The organism is Rhodobacter sp. SY28-1, from assembly GCF_005222785.1.
GTDB lineage: Bacteria > Pseudomonadota > Alphaproteobacteria > Rhodobacterales > Rhodobacteraceae > Tabrizicola.
In genome coordinates, this window is record NZ_STGH01000002.1 from 312337 (window position 1) to 329550 (window position 17214).

The window sequence follows — 17214 nt, forward strand, 5'->3', positions numbered from 1 at the left end:
GTGCCGGATGCTCTCTTGCGTCGGGAAGAAGGATCGCAGAGTCTGCGCCGCGACCCACCCGGACCGACCATGCGTTACCCAAACCTGCCTGCCCTTCTGGAACGGACGACCCCCGGTTTCGGCAAGGGTCCCCTGTCGCTGATCCTGGCCGAGGACGAGGTCGAGATCACTTCAACCCTGGCCCATCACATCCGGCACGGCTTTCGCGACATCATCCTGCTGGCGCCGAAGGGCGTCCAGATTCCGCCGGAACAGGAAGCCCGGGTCCATGTCGTCGAGCATGACGTCCATGCCGAGGGCGCCTTGGTTGCGGCGGTGAATGCAGCGATCGGGCGCTTTCCCGGCACCTGGATTCATTACTGTCACAACGCCGAATACCTGTTCTACCCGTTCTGCGAAACGCGCAGCGTGGGCGAGATGCTGGCCTTCCATGCCGAGGAACGGCGGCAGGCGATGCTGACCTATGTCATTGATCTCTATGCCGGAGACCTTGCCGCGCATCCCGACGCCGTGTCGGTTGAGGATGCCTGGCTCGACCGGTCCGGCTATTACGCGCTGGCCCGCAAGGACCCGGCCAACGAATGGCAACCAAAAGACCGGCAGCTGGATTTCTACGGCGGACTGCGCTGGCGGTTCGAGGAGCATATCCCCTATGCCCGCCGCCGGATCGACCGCATCTCGCTGTTCCGTGCCAAGCCCGGTCTGAAGCTGCTGCCCGACTTCACCATGTCCGACGAAGAAATGAACACCTATTCCTGCCGCTGGCACAACAACCTGACGGCGGCCGTCTGTTCCTTCCGTACAGCCAAGGCGCTGCGCACCAACCCCGGGTCGCGCCACGCGATCCACGGCTTCCGCTGGCCCAATTCCGTCAAGTTCGACTGGCGCGGCCAGCAGCTGATGGACCTTGGGCTGATGGAGCCGGGCCAATGGTTCTGACCCTTCACGCAGCCGTGATCGGTCCGCCGAAACTTCTGCTCTGACGCCTCCGTTCCCTTGAATGTGACAGCCGGATGGTCTGGCTGGTCCTGGAACGGAGTGTCCCATGTCGCTGAAATCCATCCTTGGCGCCGTCGCGCTGTCTGCCCTTGCCACCTCGGTCTTTGCCGCCAACCCTGATGTCGGCGGCGCGCCGATGTTCGAGACGAAGAACATCGTCGAAAACGCCGTGAACTCGAAGGACCACACCACGCTGGTCGCCGCCGTGACGGCCGCGGGCCTGGTGGATGCGCTGATGGGCCCGGGTCCCTTCACCGTCTTCGCCCCGGTGAACGACGCCTTCGCCGCTCTGCCCGCCGGGACTGTCGACACGCTGCTTCAGCCCGAAAACAAGGATATGCTGACCAAGGTCCTGACCGCCCACGTCGTGGCGGGCGACCTGAAGCTGGCCGATCTGCGCGCCAAGGTGGGCAAGGACGGTTTCGCCAACCTGAAAACCCTGTCCGGCGACGCGCTGTCGGTGAAGTTCCGGGGCGACAAGGCGATGATCTACTCGGAGTCGCGCAACATCGGCACGATCACCATCGGCGATGTCGACCAGTCGAACGGCGTGATCCATGTCATCGACACGGTGATGGTTCCGAAGTGAGATCCCGGCAGTTGTGACAAGTGCGGGCGGGGGAAACCCCGCCCTTTTTCATGGCTCCTGGCCGGTCGCGAAGGGCACCTGCAGCAGCGCTCCCGGGGGCAGCGTCCGGCCCTCCAGCACGCGCTGCACCGCCGGGGGCGCGGCTTCCGGCTCCAGAATCGGCCCAAGCCGACAATCCTGCAGATGCGCAGCAAGATCGGTCTCGGCCTCACCGGACAGGTCGCGCTCGCGGACAAGCACCACGGGCGAAGCTGTCGGCATCAGAAGCCCCTCTGCCGGGCCTGTGAGAATTCCGGTGATGAACCGCGCTTTCGGCTGCTGCCCAGCATTCAGGACCAGGAAGGCCATGGCCTCGAACCGCTCTTCGGCCAGAACCACATACATCCGGTTCAGCATCAGAAGCGCCCAGCCCTGAAAGGCAAAGCCTTCGGCCCCATAGCGCGCCTCGATCAATCCGTCGACGGGACGCAGCATCATCGCCATGCGGGCAATCCGCCCGGGCTGGCTGAAGGCGCGGTAGTACATGAAGTACGACCCGAAATACTCCATTCCCCGCCGTCCCGTCTCGCTCCGGGCGGCATCCAGCAGGCCGAAGGGGATCGGCAGGCTTTGCCCTTCAGGCCCGCTTTCGGGCAGGTTCGTCTGCACCAACGCCCGGAACGCCGGAGCCGTGGCCTCGAAGGCCAGGACCGTAAAACCCGGCAGGTTTTGCGCCAGAACCCCAGCGATCCGCGCCAGATTGTGCTGCGTCGGCCGGACCCGCCCGGCGATCCAGCGCGAGACGACGGACTTGTCCACCCCCACCGCCGCCCCAAGCGCGGCGGGTGACAGATTGGCCTGCTTCAGCGCCAGCTTCAGCCGTCCGGCAAAATCCTCGGGAATGTCCATCGCATGCCTCCCGTGCAACGAGATGCAACACCGCGCCTGCCAAAGCAACCCGTCTCATTGCGTTGCAACTGGAAGCCGCCGCCCGCTCATGGCAATAACTGACCCAGCGTCAATTTTAGACGCGGCCTACTAAATTCTTTTTTATCAAAGCGTTGAACCCATGTCACAGATCCAGACATTTTCCATGACCACCGCAGGGCGCATCCCCGCGCCGCAGACACGCCGGGCTGCCGACGTCTTCCCCACGAAGGCAAAGCCCGGTGTGTCGCTGCGGATGGCTCTTTCCCGCTTGCGCAGCTGGCGTGTCCGCCGCGCAGAACGGGCGGCGCTGGCCACGCTTCTTGAAGCCAGCGACCATATCCTCGACGACATCGGGATCTCACGGCACGAGCTGCACGCCATGCTGGACGGGCTGTAGCCGTTTCAGGCCTTGCGCAGGCGGATCACCACATCGACCCGTGAGACCGTCATGCCCTCGGGCACCTGCGGCAGGGACGCGATCTCCAGCTCTTCGGCCGGGGCGTCGGTCAGGGTGTGGCTGTCTTCCCAGTAGAAATGCGGGTGATCGTCGGTGCGGGTGTCGAAGTAGGACTTCGATCCGTCGACCACGACCTCGTTCATCAGGCCCGCATCGCAGAAGGCGCGCAGCGTGTTGTAGACAGTGGCCAGGCTGACCTTCTCGCCCGCGTCGGACGACAGCGCATAGAGGCTTTCCGCCGTCACATGCCGGTTCATCCCGTCACCGACCAGAAGTTCCGCCAGCGCAAGCCGCTGCCGCGTGGGGCGCAGGCCCCCCGCCTTCAACCAGTCCGCGCTGCGTTCCGTGCCGGTCAAATGCCAGTCCCTGACGTTGCTACAGTCGATATAGGGCCGCAAACCCGACTATTTCAATGCGGAATCGTGGCGATTAGTGGGAAATCCCCGCAAAACCTTGCCGAATCCGGCCCCAGACCAGCGCGGCCACCACCAGCGACCCTGCCCCGGCCACCCAGAACGGCAAGACCAACGCCGTCCCGCGCGGCAGCAGCCCTTCGCCCAGCGACACCACCAGCCCCGACAGGACCAGCCCCAGCGGCATCATTCCCCAGGCCAATAGGCGGTACAGGCTGTTCACCCGACCCAAAAGCGCATCCGGGATCATCCGCTGTCGCGTGCTGACCGAAACGACGTTCCAGACAAAGCCCGTGAACTCCATCGCGGCAAAACAAAGCCCCAGCGTCCAGGCCCCCGGCGCCAGTGCCATCCCGATGAAGCAGGGACCCGAGGCCGCAAGCATCCACTGCATCGTCCGCGTCGGACCCAGCGCGGACCCGATCCGCGCGCCCATGAGGCTGCCCGCGATCCCGCCCACTGCGCCGCCTGCGAGGGTCAGGCCATAGGCCTGCGCCGAAAGCCCCAGGTTCTCCTGCGCGTGCAGGACCACGCCAATCACAATCATCTGGTGGAACAGGTTCCAGAACCCCGTGGTCCAGGCGAGGGTCTGCAACAGAGGCACGCCACGCAGGAAGGCGAAGCCCTCGCCGATCTCGGCCTTCCAGCCGCGCCGGTTCGTCCGCTCGGCCTTGAACTGCCCCGCCAGCCCGGCGACCAGCAGCAGCGCCATCCCGTAGGCCAGCGCGTTCAGCCCGAAGGCCAGGGGCAACCAAAGCCCGATCAGGAAGGCCCCAAGCGCCGGACCGATCAGCGCGTTGGTCAACAACTCCGCGCTCCACAACTGGCCATTCGCCCGCTCCAGCCGCTCGGACGGGACCAGCGCAGGCAGCATCGTCTGCGCAGCGTTGTCCCGGAAGACCTCGGCCCCGCCCACGACCAGCGCCGCGATCAACAGCGCCAGATAAAGCCCGGGGGAAGACACGCCCTCGGCCGGTGCTGCGCCCAATGGCAGGGCAGCCCAGAGCGACAGCGCGGCAAAAAGGAAGGCCAGCGCCCGCAGCGCGTCCATGCCCAGGATCAGCCGCCGCCGGTCCACCCGGTCGGTCACCAGCCCCGCCGGCAGGGCCAGCAAGGCCCAGGGCAGGCGCAGTGCCACCGGCACCAGCGCGACCAGCAAGGCATCGCGGGTCAGCAGCGAGGCGATCCAGCCCTAGGCCACCACCGCGATCCCGTCAGCCAGGTTCGTCATCCCGCTGGCCGTGATGAACCGCTGCAACGCCGTCATGTCGGCCCCTCCGAGAAATCCCGCCAGACTTGCCAGTCTTCGCCCCCGAATGCTAGGGAGGGTGAAGGGGCAAATGGGGGACCACAAGGGATGGCGTCGTATCCGACCTACTTCGACAAGGAAGCGCTTCTGGCCTGTTCGCGGGGCGAACTTTTCGGCCCCGGCAACGCCCAGCTTCCCGCCCCGCCCATGCTGATGATGGACCGGATCACCGACATCTCGGAGGATCGGGGCGAACATGGCAAGGGCCATGTGGTGGCCGAGTTCGACATCACCCCGGACCTCTGGTTCTTCGACTGCCACTTCCCCGGCAACCCGATCATGCCGGGCTGCCTTGGCCTTGACGGGCTTTGGCAGCTGACCGGCTTCAACCTCGGCTGGCGTGGCTGGCAGGGGCGCGGCTATGCGCTTGGCGTGGGAGAGGTCAAGCTGACCGGCATGGTCCGCCCCGACCGCAAGAAGCTGACCTACTACGTCGATTTTACCAAAGCCCTGCAGACCCGCCGCCTGACGATGGGCGTGGCGGATGGGCGCGTGGAGGCGGATGGCGAGACGATCTACCTCGTCAAGGATATGAAGGTCGCGCTCTCCGAAGCGTGAGTGCCAGCCTGCCGGTCCGTGGAACAGTGCGCGGGGTCCTGCGTTGCCCGTCGCATGGCAACGGAGCGCACACGATGACCTTCAAAAAGGGCGAGCCAGTGACCTGGCACTGGGGCAGCGGAATGGCAACGGGCGTTGTGACCGAAGTGTTCACGGCAAAGGTCACCCGCAAGATCAAGGGAAAATCGATCACGCGCAATGCCACTAGCGACGATCCGGCCTACCTCGTCAAACAGGAAGACGGCGACCGCGTGTTGAAATCCGGTTCGGAGCTTTTGGCCGGCTGAGCCGAACATTTGCCCTTACAACCGTGCCGCCTGCACATGCATCCAGTCGAAGTTGCGCGATCTTCCGAGGCTCACCCAGCCCTCTGCCTCCCAGGCATGCCACCAGAAGTCATAGTCCGGATGGTCCAGTGACGCGCGGTCGCGGCCCCATTTGGCGAGGATCGGGGTTTCGACCCTCACGCGCTAAATCTCAAGATGAACTGAAATGCAAGCGGGGGGCGGCAGAAGAAAACTGCACGAGCCGTGTGAAAGGTGCGGGATGGAAGGATTCCGATCTAAGAGAATCCGATCTTCGAAGGCTCTATTTCTGCCCACGCAATCGCGTTTTGCGTCGTCTGGGAGAATCAATCTGAGAATATCTTGCGCGCCGAACGCGCGAACTTCGACCGCTAATGTTACGCTGCCGCTGAATCGGCTGGTAAGAGCTTGCACTTTCGTAGGCGATCGCAAAATTCGGTTCAACACGCTTCGCAATAATTTCCATTACTTCCAGAACTTTGTAAACGTAGTCGTCATCTCGATTATAGTCAGCGACTACAGATCGAACTCTTTCCCAAAAGCTCTCTTCCTTATGATCGACCCAAGATTCCTTGAGCTTTGCCGTGCCCAGCTTCACACTTTCCATGTCATCTAGACGGCATTCTGATGACACCTGCATCACGCCAGTCGTTCTACCCGCCCTCCAAAACAGAGTTCGCTCAACAAAGCGCACAATTGGGGGGCGGCAGTAGTCCTCAAATACAATCACAGAATAGACTATTAGCTTTAGAAGGTCTTCAGTAGTGCTCTCATCTATCAACGCGCCGTAGCGGTATCTCGCGGAGAGATATCTCTTTGCAACAAAAGAGTTGCGCCTACCAGCACTGCGTGAGTCGACAACGGTTATGCTGTTTGCAAGTGCATACATGAAGAAAATCATGGCCAGCCATAGCTCGTTGCCAGCGGTTTCCAGATCTGGAAGAAGTGACTTCTTCGGCAGAATTAAGAAACGGTAAGCAGCCCAAGCTGCTGCCAGTCCCATTCCAGCGTGCAGCGAAAAGCGACGCCAATCGATCAATTGATGAAGGCCAAAAACTGGAAAATAGACTGCACGTATGAGAAAGTAGTAGACGGCGATCCAATAACTTTGAAGGCGAAGTTCATCGTTTCCGGAGGCAACGGCAACTGCTGACAAAAGCACCATCAGCACCATTGGCGGCAGGGTTCGAAAAACGAAGTTCAAAGCAATAGATTCGTTAGGGTGCTCGAAAAGGGTCGTGCTGGAGTATCCAAAGCTCACCGCATGTCGGCCAATCCAGTTCACAGCAAAGAACAGAAGTATTGCCAGCGATATGCACGCAGAGTGCACAGCAAAGGTGTCTATGGTCATGCGTATATCTCAATGCCTCCGATGTTCACAAAGGACCAATGACCCTTGGGGATTGTCAGAAACCCACCCGTCACATCACATCAGTTCTTTGGGTCAGCAGTCAAGGGCGACTTCTTGAAGCAATCACTGTAGATTAGTTGACAGATTTGCATCGGACAGGGCGCATTTGGCGGAGGGCAACCTTGACCAACGAACAGTGGACCGCAACGGCAGATCGAGCACGCGGCGCGGTCACCAAGAAGCGGTGGCGTCCAAGTTGGCTCGCGACTGCTTCCCGCAAATCTGACAAGTGAGCCCTTGGAATGGGTGTTGAGGTAGCACCCACCCTTGCCCCCTCCCCCCCACTGCCCTAAACAGGCGTCAAGCCATCAAGGGAGGCCCCATGCGCCGCGTCGTCATCACCGGGATCGGGATCGTCTCGTCCATCGGCAACACTGCCGCCGAGGTCGAGGCATCCCTGCGCGCCGGGAAATCCGGCATCGTCTTCGCCCCCGATTACGCCGAGCACGGTTTCCGCTGCCGGGTTCACGGCCAGCCGAACATCGTGCTGGAGGACCACATCGACAAACGTGACCTGCGCTTCATGGGCGATGGCGCGGCCTATACCTTCATCGCGATGGACCAGGCGGTGAAGGACTCAGGGCTCGCCCCCGAGGACATCTCGAACGACCGCACCGGCATCATCGTCGGCTCCGGCGGGCCGTCGACCAAGGCCTTCTTCAAGGCGCACAACATCGTCCGCGAAACCGGCGCACCAAAGCGGATCGGGCCGTTCAGCGTGACCAAGGGCATGTCATCGACGGTCTCCGCCTGCCTTGCCACCCCCTTCAAGATCAGGGGCGTCAACTACTCCATCACCTCGGCCTGCTCGACCTCGGCGCATTGCATCGGCAACGGCACCGAACTGATCCAGATGGGCAAGCAGGACATCGTCTTTGCCGGCGGCGGCGAGGAACTGGACTGGACGCTCTCCTGCCTTTTCGATGCCATGGGCGCGATGTCATCCAAGTACAACGACACCCCGGACCGCGCCTCGCGCACCTATGACGCCAACCGCGACGGCTTTGTCATCGCGGGCGGCGGCGGGGTCGTGGTGCTGGAAGAACTGGAACACGCCCTGGCGCGCGGTGCCAAGATCTATGCCGAGGTTACCGGCTACGGCGCGACCTCTGACGGCTACGACATGGTCGCCCCGTCGGGCGAAGGCGGCGAACGGGCGATGCGGCTGGCGCTGTCCACCCTGCCCAAGGGCCGCAGGATCGACTACATCAACAGCCACGGCACCTCGACCATGGTCGGCGACGTGACCGAGGTCGAGGCAATCCGCCGTGTCTTCGGCAAAGGCACCACGCCCCCCATCGCATCGACGAAATCCCTGACCGGCCACTGCCTTGGCGGCGCGGGCGTCTGGGAGGCAATCTATTCGCTGATCATGATGAACGGCAATTTCATCGCGGCCTCGGCCAATGTCGAGACGCTGGACCCCGCACTCGACCCGTCCGAGATCGTGACCACGATGCGCGACAACGTCCAGCTCGACTCTGTGCTGTCGAACAGCTTCGGATTCGGCGGCACCAACGCCACCCTCGTCATGTCCAAATACCTCGGGTAACGCATCATGGCCGATCTGATGAAGGGCAAGCGCGGGCTTGTCATGGGCGTGGCGAACGAACGGTCCATCGCCTGGGGCATCGCCTCGGCACTTGCGGCCGAGGGCGCGGAACTGGCCTTCAGCTACCAGGGCGAGGCGTTCGGCAAGCGGGTCGAACCATTGGCTGCCAGCGTCGGATCGGATTTCCTGATCGACGTCGACGTGACCAACGAAGACAGCCTTGACGCCTGTTTCGGTGAAATCGGCCGCCGCTGGGGCAGCCTCGACTTCGTCATCCACGCCATCGCATTCTCCGACAAGAACGAGCTCACGGGCCGCTTCATCAACACGACCAAGGGCAATTTCCTGAATTCGCTGAACATTTCCTGCTTCAGCTTCATCGACGTCGCCCGCCGCGCCGAACCGCTGATGACGAATGGCGGGACGCTAATCACCCTGACTTTCCAAGGGTCGAACAAGGTGGTTCCGAACTACAACGTGATGGGCGTGGCCAAGGCCGCGCTGGAGTCCGCCACCCGTTATCTGGCCAACGACCTTGGGCCGCAGGGCATCCGGGTCAACGCGATCTCGCCCGGCCCGATGAAGACGCTTGCCGGGGCGGCCATCGGCGGGGCGCGCGCGACCTACCGCCACACTGAGGCGAACACCCCCCTGCGGTCAAACGCGACGCTTGAGGCGATCGGCGGCACCGCCGTCTGGCTCTGCTCGGACTATGGCGCCTGCACCTCGGGTGAGATCATCCACGTCGATGGCGGCTACCACGTCCTTGGCATGCCGCAGGCCGACAACCTTTGACCGATCCGCGGCCCGCCTACTATCCGGCGGAGACTGAATCCGGACCGACCTTCTCGGTCTGCGCACTGGTCCAGTCGCAGGACCGGTTCGACCGGCTGATCGCCTCGTTTGTCCGGCTGGGCTTCACACCGGACCGGGCAGAGTTTCTGGCCGCGGACAACCGCGCAGGCAACCGTTTCGACGGCTATTCCTGGCAAGGCCCGCTGCTGGCGGAAGCCCGGGGTCGCTATGTCATCTTCTGCCATGACGACATCGAACTGATCGAGCAGGGCCATGACGATCTCCTGGCTCTGCTGGACGATCTGACCGGGCGCGACCCAACGTGGCTGCTGGCCGGTATCGCCGGGGGCCGGTTCCGCCCCGACAGTCATTCGCGCCTTATGCTGACCTTCCATATCAGCGACATCTACGGTCAGGACCGCAGGCGTGGTGCGATGCCAGCACGGGTCGAGACGCTGGACGAATGTTTCATCCTGATGCGCCGGGTGCGGCCGGTCCTGCCTTCGACCGATCTGTCAGGCTTTCATTACTACGGCCCCGACCTGTGCCTGCAGGCGGAACTCGCGGGCGGCAGCGCCTGGGCCATCGATTTCCACCTGCGTCATCACGGGCGAGGCAGCAAGGGCCAAAGCTTCCTCAATTGCCGCGACCGGTTTGTCGCCAAGTACGCCCGCATCTTCCCGGGCCGGTCGCTGCACTGCACGACGGGTCTGGTGACCTTTCCTGCAGACGCGCCAACCGACAGCGCACCCCCGTAGATCGGTCTTCAGACCGACTCTCCCGTCACAGCACCAGCCCGACCCGCCCGGTTGCCCGGTATCCAGTCGCCGGATCACCACTTAGCGTCAAAGTCTGCGCCGCAAGCTCGGCCGGGGAACTATCGCGGAAAATGCCGTCTCGCGTCAGAGTGACTCCGTCAAGGCTCTGCACGCTCGGGGCATAAAGCGGATTTGCGCCGTATACCGCGCGGCAGTCCGACTCCGGCAAGGCAAACTGCGAGGTGAGGAGTGCAGCCTTCCCCGACACCGCCATTTCGGCGCTGGAGAAGACCTCGAAATGGATATGCGGCCAGCGGCCCGGATAGCAGGCCGGGAAAACGCTGGTGAACCGGACCTTGCCCTCGGCGTCGCTGATACCGACACCCCGCAGATAGTTCCGGTCTGCCGCACCATAGATCGAATAGACCCCTTCGGCGTCGCATTGCCAGGCATAGACCGCCATTCCCCGCAGGGGGGCGCAGGCGTTGCGGACATCGACCAGCGTGATCTCCAGCGCCAGCGGGACGCCTTCAGCAACCGGGGTCAGCCCGCCGATCGAGGTGCGGATGTCCTCGCGGATCACACCGGTCTCGGTCAGTATGTTGACCGTCTGGCCTTCCCGGACATTGGTGCCATCCGCCGGAAACGGGCCCTCCGTCTCGGCAGGCAGAGCCACGCAGACCGATCCGTCGGCGGCCGTGCCGGTCAGTGTCTCGGCCCCACCGCGCACTCCCCAAAGGCTCAGCGCGGCTCCGCCCATGGCCAGCCCCGTCAGCATCAGCCGACGCCGTGTCAGATGCGGAAGGTCGGCCGCCAGCCCCTCTGGCCCGTGGTCGTCGTGATCGGTCATGTGCGATGCTCCGTTGCCTGATGCCACCTGATACGCTGCGACGATGTCATTCCGTCGCGACCTGCAGTCCCGCCCGGCCAAGGGCCGTGAAAAGGGTTACCGCTTCGTAAGCGTCCACGAGCAAGGTATTGGAATTGCAGCAAACGTCAGGCCTGCCCAGCGCGGACACAGTTCGGTTTTCTGCTGGAAGAGGCTGGAGCGGGCGGCGGGAATCGAACCCGCGTCTTCTGCTTGGAAGGCCAATGCGCAGCGCTGTGAAAACCTCACCTTTTCAAAATGTTATGCATCCTCCATGTGAGGATTTGTCGGCATACTGTCGGAAAATGATTCTTGGAGCGGGCGGCGGGAATCGAACCCGCGTCTTCTGCTTGGAAGGCAGAGGTCTTACCATTACACAACGCCCGCGCTGCTCTCGGTAGGTATTCGGGCGTGAACAGTTCGTCAAGGCGCAACGGAGAATCATGCGAGTGCGGCCTGTCGTGAGGACAAACTTCAAAGGGCAGCAAAGGGCGGAAAGCGGACGGTCTTGAGATTCTTAGCGCCGCAAGTTTGTCGCGCGATCACGCATTTCGGACTGTAGGAATGACGCGAACAGATCCGCCCGTGGATTTGCCGTTCCGGAACCGTAGTAGACGACTGACATCTCGGCTGACGGCAAACGATACTCAGGCAGCAGGATCTCAAGGCTGCCGTCGTCCAGTCCGGCCTGCGCGAGGAAGCGCGGGACGACGCCGATCCCGCCTCTCCCGCGCAGAATGGACACCATCGTCTTTGGATCGTTGACCGCAACTTGCGCGTCCAGTGGTACGGTCTCGGGGCCGCCAGGGCCGGTCGCGGACAAGGACAGAGTCGGTCGGATCCCGACGAGACAATGCCCGGCAAGGTCAGTCAGCCTGCCCGGTCGACCGCGGGCCGCGAGGTAGGCGGGGTTTGCCACCAGATCCATCGGCATGGTCCCCAGGCCGCGGCGGGTCAGGCTGCTGTCTTCCAACGGCCCGATCCGCACGGCAAGGTCGAAGCCACCGGCAATCAGGTCTTCCACCTCATTGGACACGACAATGTCCAGCCGGATGCCTGGATAGAGTGCTGCAAATCGTGCAACAGCGGGGCCAACTATGTCGGCTGCAAAGGCGAAGGGCAGGCTCAGGCGCAAGGTGCCGGTGGGCCGGTCCACCAGCACCTCGACGCCAGCCAGCGTTTCGGCCACGCCCACCATCATCCGCGCAGCACCCTGCGCTAGGATTTGCCCGGCCTCGGTCAGTCGGTTCGAGCGCGTGGTTCGGATCACCAGCTGCAGGCCAAGGTTCTTCTCAAGCGCCGCGACATGCTCGCTGACAGTCGAGGTCGGCAACTGCAGCCGTCGTGCCGCCCGAGCGAAGCTGCCGGTCTCGGCCAAGGCGGCAAAGGTCGCGAGATGGTTGAGGTTGCGATAGATCATGCGGATTTTCGGATAGAGTATTCGATTTCGTATTCTACCAGCCGATCAGCCGGACTGCATAGTTCTCTTGCACGCCTAGAGAGGACATAGTCATGGCCGCATCCCTGTTTCTCATGCCCACCGGCATCGACCGCCCGGAGTTGAGCACCCTTGACCTGATGGCCGCGAGCCTGGGCGACCGGATCGACCCTTTCCTTGTCATCTCGCTGTTCGAGATGCGGGGGCCGCTGTTCCCGCCGCACCCGCACGCGGGCTTTTCGGTGGCGACCTACATCTTTCCCGAAAGCGAGATCGGCTTCTGGAACCAGGACACGCTGGGCAACAGCAACCTGATCCGGCCAGGGTCGCTGCACCTTACAGTCGCAGGCGCGGGCGTGATGCATGAGGAAACCGTCACGCGCAGTGGGCGCACGGCCCTTGGCCTGCAGATCTGGATCGACCATGCCGATGCCGACCGCGAGGTCGCGCCCGCCGCCCTGCATCTGGCGGCTGCCGACGTGCCGACCACGACTGCCGATGGCGTGACGCGCCGTGTGCTTCTGGGCACGTCTGGCGGGCTGACTTCGCCCATTTCCGCCCCTCTGTCGGCGCGGATCGTGGATATCGATCTGCACGCAGGCGCGGTGGTGGAGGAGACCGTCCCGGCAGGCGAGACCGCCTTTGCCGTCATCCGCGCAGGCGAGGTAGAGACGGATGGCGGTCGCGCCGGTCCCGGCACCGCCGTCTTCTTGAATGGCGCAGACCTTCGTCTCACCGCGCGGAACGATGCCCGCCTGACAGTCTTCGGCGGCCCGCCGCTGCGCCACGCCGTCATCCCTGCCGGACCGTTCGTCGCCTCGACCGAGGCGCAGGTCCGTACCTTCCGTGCCCGCTTTGCGGCGGGCGGCATGGGACGGCTGACCGCCTTTGACCAGGCGACGCTGGACCGTGACTTCGACCGCCTCACCAACTGAAGGGACCTCCGCCAGGACCCTTGCCCGGGTCCTTGCCGGTGCGGCCCTGAACGCCGTTCCGAGCCTCTCTTTAGCGCAGGACTCCGGACCCGTTCCGACCAACGGGATCACTTACAACGTCCAGACCTGGGGCGACCCGGCCAATCCGGCGGTGGTGCTATGCACGGCTGGCTTTGCAGCTTGCACACCCGGCGCAAGCTCGCGCCACTCTTGGCCACCGACCGCTTCGTGATCGTACCACACATGCGCGGATACAGCGCCTCGGACACCGGGCACGGGCTATGACGCGGCGAGGTATTTTCAGAGGAGACCAGTCTGCTAGGCATATGGTTGCTCGGCCGTTGAAGTGCACGGCTCTGTTTCACGGCGCATGCCTTGGAAGACAGTGACTTATCCCCCCTGATCCAATCCAGGGGACGTCAAACAGTCAGTACGGCGATGTCTCTGACAATGCCGCCGAGAGCGACCGGTAGTGCACGAAGGGCGGATAGCGGTCATTCGCTGCATCCCGCCTGAACGGCGGCCTCCTCGGCTTTGCTCGGACCTCGAGACAAAGAACGGGAGGCGCGGCGCTGCCTTCTCGCTGCCTGAGCAGAAGGTGGGGTAGGGGTAACGAAGACTGCGACGCATTTGTCTGACAGCAATCTCACAGGAGTTGCACAACTGGCTCCTGTCACAGGTAAGCGTTAGAAAGTATCGTGCGGTCGGCCCTCACTTCATCCGGATGCACCGAAAGGCGCACCTTGCCCTTGCGCAAGACCACGACATGCGACGCAAGTTGCAAGGCAACTTCCACAAACTGTTCGACCAAAAGCACCCCGATACCCCGCCCGGTCAGATCGCCGACGACTTTGGTCAGCCGCTTGACGATCAGGGGTGCAAGGCCCAGCGACATCTCGTCGATCAGGATATACTTCGGCTTGCACATCAGCGCTTGGCCAATGGCCAGCATCTGCTGCTGTCCGCCAGACATGGTTCCCGCGCGTTGCGGCTTGCGTTCGGCAAGCTCGGGAAAAAGCGACCAGACAAAGTCCAGCGTCTCGGCTTCGCCAGAAGGTGGCAGCAGCGCGGCAGCGGCGCGGAGGTTGTCCTCAACGCTAAGCTGAGTCAGGATCTGATGACCCTCGGGCACAGCGGCCACTCCAGCGGCACGGACCATGTTGGGTGACGCCGCGGTCAGATCGGCACCGTTCGCCAGGACCTTGCCGCCGGTGACAGGCAGAAGGCCCGCAATTCCCAGAACCAGTTCGGACTTGCCAGCCCCGTTCGCGCCCAGAAGGGCGGTGACCTTGCCGGGTTCGACCGTCAGGCTGACATCGTCGACGACGACCCGCCCCTGTCTGGTCACTGAAAGGCCCGAGAGTTCAAGCATGTTCCACCCCCAGATAGGCGGCCTTGACCGCCGGGTCATTCAGGACCTCCCGCGTGGGTCCAAAGGCGATGCGGCGACCGAAGTCCAGGACCAGAGTTTCGCTGCAAATCCGCTGGATCAGGTCGACATCATGGTCGATAACCAGAACCTTTGCGTCAGACAGCCGTGCCATACGAACAACAAGCGCCCCCAGATGATCGGTCTCTTCCGGTGAAAGACCTCCTGCCGGTTCGTCCAGCATGATCAGGCGGGGACGACCGGCAAAGCAGCGCGCCAGGTCGGTCAGGCGGCGTTCGTATGTATTCAGGCTGGCCCCCAGCCTGTGGCGAAGCTTGCCGACGCCTGCAAAGTCTATCGCCTGCTCAGCCTCGGTCCGGCGGTCGGATCGGCTTCCGGGCAGATTGTCGGTGATGGCCAGCACGTTTTCCCAGACCGAAAGGTCGTCGGCGATCTGTTCGCGCTGAAAGCTACGCCGCAGACCCCAGCGGGTGCGCTGGTGCGGTGGCATGCGAAGGATGTCGTCGCCATCGACCAGCACCTTGCCCGATGTGGGTGTGATGAACCCTGAGATCAGGTTCATCGTCGTGGTCTTGCCCGCCCCGTTCGGTCCGATGATGCCCGAGACAGCCGCCGTGAACTCGGCCGAGACTGCATCCAGGGCAACAAGCCCTCCGAACCGGATCGTGATCTTGTCAAGCACGATCACGGGTTTGCTCCTTCCTGACCTTGCCAAGGAGGTCGTTGATCTGTCCCGCAATCCCGTCCGGCGCGGTCATCACGGCATGCAGTAGGGCCGCACCAAAGAAGACCAGCGCCAGGTCTGCATCGACTCCCCAGGTGTTCAGCAAGCCCGGGGCGACGCGGTACAGAAATGCGGTGAGGATCGCGCCGTACCAAAACCGGGCGCCCCCAACGATCACCAGCGCGAACAGCAGAACGCTTTCGCTGGCGCGGAAGGTCGCGGCGTCCAGTAGACCAAGACTGGCGGCAAGAAGCCCGCCCCCCGCTCCGGCCAGAAGGCCCGACAGGCCAAAGGCCCAGGTCTTGTAGAACGTGACGTTCACGCCCGAGGCCAGCGCCGCCGCCTCGCTGCGCCGGATCAAAGCCCAGGCCCGGCCTGGCGCGCTGCGGCGGTGTGCCTCGATCAGCAGGAAGCCCAGCACCAGAACCGCCAGGCAATAGCGCAGGTAGTTGGCATCATCGGGCGCGATGGTCGGTCGCCGCATCGGGGCCGAGAATGAAGTTCCCACCCCCCAGAACCCCGCGCCACCGTTGGGAAACTGAAAGGCGGTGAACACGACCTCCAGCCCGCCCGCAACCATCAGCGTGACCAGCGCAAGGTATAGCCCACGCATCCGAAGGGCAGGCAGCGCCAGCAGCATTCCCAGGACCGCGGTTGCGACCGCCCCACCGAGCAGATTGACTTCGAACGGCAGGTCGGTGGCGTGGTTCAGCCGCAGCGTGACCCAGCCGCCCAGACCCATCAGGGCGACCTGCGCTAGGCTGACCATACCAAGCCGCGAATACATGAACCCCGCCCCCATCGCGGCGAAGGCGAAGCAGGTGGTCGAGATAAAGATGCCGATCCACTGACCGCCCAGGATCGTCGGCAGTAGCCCGATCACGGCGATCACGGCAAAGGCTGCAAGCAAACCGGTGACTTTCATCAGTCTTCTCCCGCGAAAGTCAGGCGGCGGCCACGGTTGGTGACCAGAAGCACGACCGACGCGATGACGAACGGGGCCACCGGTCGGATGGACTTGAGCGGGTCGCTGAGCGTCAGCAGGCTTTCGATCACGCCCATGGCGATGCCGCCAATCAGGACATCGGGCAGCGACTGCAGCCGCCCGGCGATGGCCGCCGCGATGCAGGGGATGATCAGGAAGGTGATGACGACCGGCTCAAGCCGGACCAGATTGGCGAACATCAGCCCGGTGAAGGCGGACAACAGACCGGCCATTGCCCACGCCATGGTTTCGACCCGGACCACCGGAATCCCGATCAGCGAGGCGATCCGGCGGTCATTGGCCAATGCGCGCATATGCAACCCGATCCGGGTCCGCACCAGAACAACGGAAATCACGATGACCGCGAGGATCGAGACCGCGACAACCATCAACCGCGTCGCCGTGACGCGCAGGCCAAGGATCGTGACAAAGGCCTTGTCGGTCGGCAGTTCAAACCGCCGGGGATCATCGGGCCAAAGGAAGCTGACGGTCCCCAGGATGACCAGCGCGAACCCAAGGCTTGCCACTGCCTTCACCACCGGCTCGCGCCAGGCCATGTAGGGCGTGATCACGCGGCAATAGGCGACCGCCAGCAGGACTCCAAGCGCAAGGCCAAGGATCCATGAGACCAGAGCGAAGATACCCCATTGCACCAGTTGCCAGGCCACCATCGCGCTGGCCATGCCGACAGCACCCGACGCAAGGTTGAGAACGCCCGTCGCGCGGTAAAGCACCACCAGCCCAATCCCGCCCAGGGCGTATAGCGACCCCACGGCCATGCCCGATACGACGAACATTCCGATCACGGGCGCAGGCTTT

The 17214-nt window shown here is 63.4% G+C and carries 20 protein-coding genes and 1 tRNA gene; 9 read left to right on the top strand and 12 right to left on the bottom strand.

Annotation, left to right across the window (positions count from 1 at the left end):
- Positions 1-69: 69 nt before the first annotated feature.
- Positions 70-939 carry a hypothetical protein gene (locus tag E8M84_RS10525; protein ID WP_137111160.1) on the top strand — a complete coding sequence of 290 codons (870 nt, stop codon included), beginning with the start codon at positions 70-72 and terminating at the stop codon, positions 937-939.
- A gap of 106 nt (positions 940-1045) precedes the next feature.
- Positions 1046-1588: a fasciclin domain-containing protein gene (locus E8M84_RS10530; RefSeq protein ID WP_137111161.1), complete on the top strand. Its 543-nt coding sequence runs from the start codon at positions 1046-1048 to the stop codon at positions 1586-1588.
- A gap of 48 nt (positions 1589-1636) precedes the next feature.
- Here the strand turns inward: E8M84_RS10530 and E8M84_RS10535 are convergent, their stop codons facing one another.
- On the bottom strand, positions 1637-2476 hold the full coding sequence (locus tag E8M84_RS10535; protein ID WP_137111162.1) for a helix-turn-helix transcriptional regulator: 840 nt from the start codon (positions 2474-2476) through the stop codon (positions 1637-1639).
- A 184-nt stretch (positions 2477-2660) separates the two neighbouring features.
- Between E8M84_RS10535 and E8M84_RS10540 the strand changes: the two genes are divergently transcribed.
- A complete protein-coding gene (locus E8M84_RS10540; protein WP_170971906.1) occupies positions 2661-2894 on the top strand; it encodes a DUF1127 domain-containing protein in 234 nt (77 codons plus the stop codon).
- 5 nt (positions 2895-2899) lie between these two features.
- On the opposite strand, the gene irrA is transcribed toward E8M84_RS10540, so the two are convergent.
- Both irrA and E8M84_RS10550 read right to left on the bottom strand, forming a co-directional pair.
- On the bottom strand, positions 2900-3310 hold the full coding sequence (irrA, locus tag E8M84_RS10545) for an iron response transcriptional regulator IrrA (RefSeq protein WP_137111164.1): 411 nt from the start codon (positions 3308-3310) through the stop codon (positions 2900-2902).
- Positions 3311-3383: 73 nt separating this feature from the next.
- Positions 3384-4553 carry an MFS transporter gene (locus E8M84_RS10550; protein WP_346763693.1) on the bottom strand — a complete coding sequence of 390 codons (1170 nt, stop codon included), beginning with the start codon at positions 4551-4553 and terminating at the stop codon, positions 3384-3386.
- A gap of 171 nt (positions 4554-4724) precedes the next feature.
- Between E8M84_RS10550 and fabA the strand changes: the two genes are divergently transcribed.
- Positions 4725-5234, top strand: coding sequence for a bifunctional 3-hydroxydecanoyl-ACP dehydratase/trans-2-decenoyl-ACP isomerase (gene fabA, locus E8M84_RS10555; protein WP_137111165.1), 510 nt, complete (start codon positions 4725-4727; stop codon positions 5232-5234).
- A gap of 74 nt (positions 5235-5308) precedes the next feature.
- Positions 5309-5521, top strand: coding sequence for a DUF2945 domain-containing protein (locus E8M84_RS10560; protein ID WP_137111166.1), 213 nt, complete (start codon positions 5309-5311; stop codon positions 5519-5521).
- Between the two features lie 15 nt (positions 5522-5536).
- Here the strand turns inward: E8M84_RS10560 and E8M84_RS10565 are convergent, their stop codons facing one another.
- Both E8M84_RS10565 and E8M84_RS10570 read right to left on the bottom strand, forming a co-directional pair.
- Positions 5537-5701: a hypothetical protein gene (locus tag E8M84_RS10565; protein WP_205914591.1), complete on the bottom strand. Its 165-nt coding sequence runs from the start codon at positions 5699-5701 to the stop codon at positions 5537-5539.
- A gap of 121 nt (positions 5702-5822) precedes the next feature.
- Positions 5823-6890, bottom strand: coding sequence for a hypothetical protein (locus tag E8M84_RS10570; protein ID WP_137111167.1), 1068 nt, complete (start codon positions 6888-6890; stop codon positions 5823-5825).
- Positions 6891-7272: 382 nt separating this feature from the next.
- Here E8M84_RS10570 and fabB point away from each other — a divergent pair, with 382 nt between their 5' ends.
- Genes fabB through E8M84_RS10585 form a run of 3 tightly spaced genes read left to right on the top strand, consistent with a single transcriptional unit; the run spans position 7273 to position 10055 of the window.
- Complete coding sequence (gene fabB, locus E8M84_RS10575) at positions 7273-8502, top strand: beta-ketoacyl-ACP synthase I (RefSeq protein WP_137111168.1); 1230 nt, start codon at positions 7273-7275, stop codon at positions 8500-8502.
- A gap of 6 nt (positions 8503-8508) precedes the next feature.
- On the top strand, positions 8509-9297 hold the full coding sequence (locus E8M84_RS10580) for an enoyl-ACP reductase (RefSeq protein ID WP_137111169.1): 789 nt from the start codon (positions 8509-8511) through the stop codon (positions 9295-9297).
- Positions 9294-10055: a hypothetical protein gene (locus E8M84_RS10585; protein ID WP_137111170.1), complete on the top strand. Its 762-nt coding sequence runs from the start codon at positions 9294-9296 to the stop codon at positions 10053-10055. The genes E8M84_RS10580 and E8M84_RS10585 overlap by 4 nt, the downstream gene beginning before the upstream one ends.
- 25 nt (positions 10056-10080) lie before the next feature.
- Here the strand turns inward: E8M84_RS10585 and E8M84_RS10590 are convergent, their stop codons facing one another.
- The 3 genes from E8M84_RS10590 to E8M84_RS10600 all read right to left on the bottom strand — a co-directional run bounded on the left by E8M84_RS10590 (position 10081) and on the right by E8M84_RS10600 (position 12343).
- Positions 10081-10905, bottom strand: a complete 825-nt coding sequence (locus tag E8M84_RS10590) for an intradiol ring-cleavage dioxygenase (RefSeq protein ID WP_137111171.1) — start codon at positions 10903-10905, stop codon at positions 10081-10083.
- Positions 10906-11236: 331 nt separating this feature from the next.
- Positions 11237-11310, bottom strand: a tRNA-Gly gene (locus tag E8M84_RS10595).
- A gap of 130 nt (positions 11311-11440) precedes the next feature.
- A complete protein-coding gene (locus E8M84_RS10600) occupies positions 11441-12343 on the bottom strand; it encodes a LysR family transcriptional regulator (protein ID WP_137111172.1) in 903 nt (300 codons plus the stop codon).
- A gap of 92 nt (positions 12344-12435) precedes the next feature.
- On the opposite strand from E8M84_RS10600, the gene E8M84_RS10605 reads away from it, so the two are divergent.
- Entirely contained in the window at positions 12436-13296 is an 861-nt protein-coding gene (locus E8M84_RS10605) for a pirin family protein (RefSeq protein WP_137111173.1), read from the top strand.
- A 673-nt stretch (positions 13297-13969) separates the two neighbouring features.
- Here the strand turns inward: E8M84_RS10605 and E8M84_RS10610 are convergent.
- Genes E8M84_RS10610 through E8M84_RS10625 form a run of 4 tightly spaced genes read right to left on the bottom strand, consistent with a single transcriptional unit; the run spans position 13970 to position 17192 of the window.
- Positions 13970-14668 carry an ABC transporter ATP-binding protein gene (locus tag E8M84_RS10610; protein ID WP_137111174.1) on the bottom strand — a complete coding sequence of 233 codons (699 nt, stop codon included), beginning with the start codon at positions 14666-14668 and terminating at the stop codon, positions 13970-13972.
- Entirely contained in the window at positions 14661-15374 is a 714-nt protein-coding gene (locus E8M84_RS10615; protein WP_137111175.1) for an ABC transporter ATP-binding protein, read from the bottom strand. The genes E8M84_RS10610 and E8M84_RS10615 overlap by 8 nt, the downstream gene beginning before the upstream one ends.
- Complete coding sequence (locus E8M84_RS10620; protein ID WP_137111176.1) at positions 15361-16335, bottom strand: branched-chain amino acid ABC transporter permease; 975 nt, start codon at positions 16333-16335, stop codon at positions 15361-15363. The genes E8M84_RS10615 and E8M84_RS10620 overlap by 14 nt, the downstream gene beginning before the upstream one ends.
- Positions 16335-17192 (bottom strand): branched-chain amino acid ABC transporter permease, encoded by an 858-nt coding sequence (locus E8M84_RS10625; protein WP_240790391.1) that lies wholly within the window; start codon positions 17190-17192, stop codon positions 16335-16337. The genes E8M84_RS10620 and E8M84_RS10625 overlap by 1 nt, the downstream gene beginning before the upstream one ends.
- Between the last annotated feature and the right edge of the window lie 22 nt (positions 17193-17214).

Coding starts and splice junctions, on each gene's coding strand:
- E8M84_RS10525 (WP_137111160.1), top strand. CDS start 70: ATGCGTTACCCAAACCTGCCTGCCCTTCTGGAACGGACGACCCCCGGT.
- E8M84_RS10530 (WP_137111161.1), top strand. CDS start 1,046: ATGTCGCTGAAATCCATCCTTGGCGCCGTCGCGCTGTCTGCCCTTGCC.
- E8M84_RS10535 (WP_137111162.1), bottom strand. CDS start 2,476: ATGGACATTCCCGAGGATTTTGCCGGACGGCTGAAGCTGGCGCTGAAG.
- E8M84_RS10540 (WP_170971906.1), top strand. CDS start 2,661: ATGACCACCGCAGGGCGCATCCCCGCGCCGCAGACACGCCGGGCTGCC.
- fabA (WP_137111165.1), top strand. CDS start 4,725: ATGGCGTCGTATCCGACCTACTTCGACAAGGAAGCGCTTCTGGCCTGT.
- E8M84_RS10560 (WP_137111166.1), top strand. CDS start 5,309: ATGACCTTCAAAAAGGGCGAGCCAGTGACCTGGCACTGGGGCAGCGGA.
- E8M84_RS10570 (WP_137111167.1), bottom strand. CDS start 6,890: ATGACCATAGACACCTTTGCTGTGCACTCTGCGTGCATATCGCTGGCA.
- fabB (WP_137111168.1), top strand. CDS start 7,273: ATGCGCCGCGTCGTCATCACCGGGATCGGGATCGTCTCGTCCATCGGC.
- E8M84_RS10580 (WP_137111169.1), top strand. CDS start 8,509: ATGGCCGATCTGATGAAGGGCAAGCGCGGGCTTGTCATGGGCGTGGCG.
- E8M84_RS10590 (WP_137111171.1), bottom strand. CDS start 10,905: ATGACCGATCACGACGACCACGGGCCAGAGGGGCTGGCGGCCGACCTT.
- E8M84_RS10600 (WP_137111172.1), bottom strand. CDS start 12,343: ATGATCTATCGCAACCTCAACCATCTCGCGACCTTTGCCGCCTTGGCC.
- E8M84_RS10605 (WP_137111173.1), top strand. CDS start 12,436: ATGGCCGCATCCCTGTTTCTCATGCCCACCGGCATCGACCGCCCGGAG.
- E8M84_RS10610 (WP_137111174.1), bottom strand. CDS start 14,668: ATGCTTGAACTCTCGGGCCTTTCAGTGACCAGACAGGGGCGGGTCGTC.
- E8M84_RS10620 (WP_137111176.1), bottom strand. CDS start 16,335: ATGAAAGTCACCGGTTTGCTTGCAGCCTTTGCCGTGATCGCCGTGATC.
- E8M84_RS10625 (WP_240790391.1), bottom strand. CDS start 17,192: ATGTTCGTCGTATCGGGCATGGCCGTGGGGTCGCTATACGCCCTGGGC.